Raw genomic sequence first — 1,539 nt, forward strand, 5'->3', positions numbered from 1 at the left:
CGCGATTACTAGCGACTCCGCCTTCATGGAGTCGGGTTGCAGACTCCAATCCGAACTGAGACCGGTTTTCAGGGATCCGCTCCAAGTCGCCTTGTCGCATCCCGTTGTACCGGCCATTGTAGCATGCGTGAAGCCCTGGACGTAAGGGGCATGATGATCTGACGTCATCCCCACCTTCCTCCGAGTTAACCCCGGCGGTCCCCCGTGAGTTCCCATCATTACATGCTGGCAACACGGGGCGAGGGTTGCGCTCGTTGCGGGACTTAACCCAACATCTCACGACACGAGCTGACGACGACCATGCACCACCTGTGAACCCGCCCCGAAGGGAAGCGACATCTCTGCCGCCGTCGGGAACATGTCAAGCCCAGGTAAGGTTCTTCGCGTTGCATCGAATTAATCCGCATGCTCCGCCGCTTGTGCGGGCCCCCGTCAATTTCTTTGAGTTTTAGCCTTGCGGCCGTACTCCCCAGGCGGGATGCTTAACGCGTTGGCTCCGACACGGGACCCGTGGAAAGGGCCCCACATCCAGCATCCACCGTTTACGGCGTGGACTACCAGGGTATCTAATCCTGTTCGCTCCCCACGCTTTCGCTCCTCAGCGTCAGTAACGGCCCAGAGACCTGCCTTCGCCATTGGTGTTCTTCCCGATATCTACACATTCCACCGTTACACCGGGAATTCCAGTCTCCCCTACCGCACTCCAGCCCGCCCGTACCCGGCGCAGATCCACCGTTAAGCGATGGACTTTCACACCAGACGCGACGAACCGCCTACGAGCTCTTTACGCCCAATAATTCCGGATAACGCTTGCACCCTACGTATTACCGCGGCTGCTGGCACGTAGTTAGCCGGTGCTTATTCGAAAGGTACACTCACTCTCGCTTGCTCCCAATCAAAAGCGGTTTACAACCCGAAGGCCGTCATCCCGCACGCGGCGTCGCTGCATCAGGCTTGCGCCCATTGTGCAATATTCCCCACTGCTGCCTCCCGTAGGAGTCTGGGCCGTATCTCAGTCCCAATGTGGCCGGTCGCCCTCTCAGGCCGGCTACCCGTCATAGGCTCGGTGGGCCGTTACCCCGCCGACTACCTGATAGGACGCGACCCCATCCCATACCGACAGATCTTTCCCAACACACCATGCAGCATGTTGGAGCATCCGGCATTACCACCCGTTTCCAGGAGCTATTCCGGTGTACGGGGCAGGTCGGTCACGCATTACTCACCCGTTCGCCACTCTCACCCAGGCCGAAACCCGGGATCCCGTTCGACTTGCATGTGTTAAGCACGCCGCCAGCGTTCATCCTGAGCCAGAATCGAACCCTCCACAAAAAAACATTGCGAAAAGAATCCGAAAAACAGACTCTCAAAACAAAAAAGACGAGAACATCCTTAAGGAAGGACATTCACACAAAACCCCGCCGCAATTCAACCCAACCAAGGGAACCCACCAAAAAAGCAGGCCTGCAGCGGACTGGCAATCATTGACTATAAAGAAGTAGTACAAACACACTCTTGAGTTCTCAAACCACCACACAC

1 rRNA gene is annotated in these 1,539 nt (G+C 57.1%); it reads right to left on the reverse strand.

Annotation, left to right across the window (positions count from 1 at the left end):
* Positions 1 to 1,332, reverse strand: a 16S ribosomal RNA gene (locus tag CSQ85_RS12895); the annotation flags it as partial.
* Between the last annotated feature and the right edge of the window lie 207 nt (positions 1,333 to 1,539).

This window comes from Bifidobacterium rousetti, assembly GCF_008698235.1.
In the GTDB taxonomy this organism is placed as follows: domain Bacteria; phylum Actinomycetota; class Actinomycetes; order Actinomycetales; family Bifidobacteriaceae; genus Bifidobacterium; species Bifidobacterium rousetti.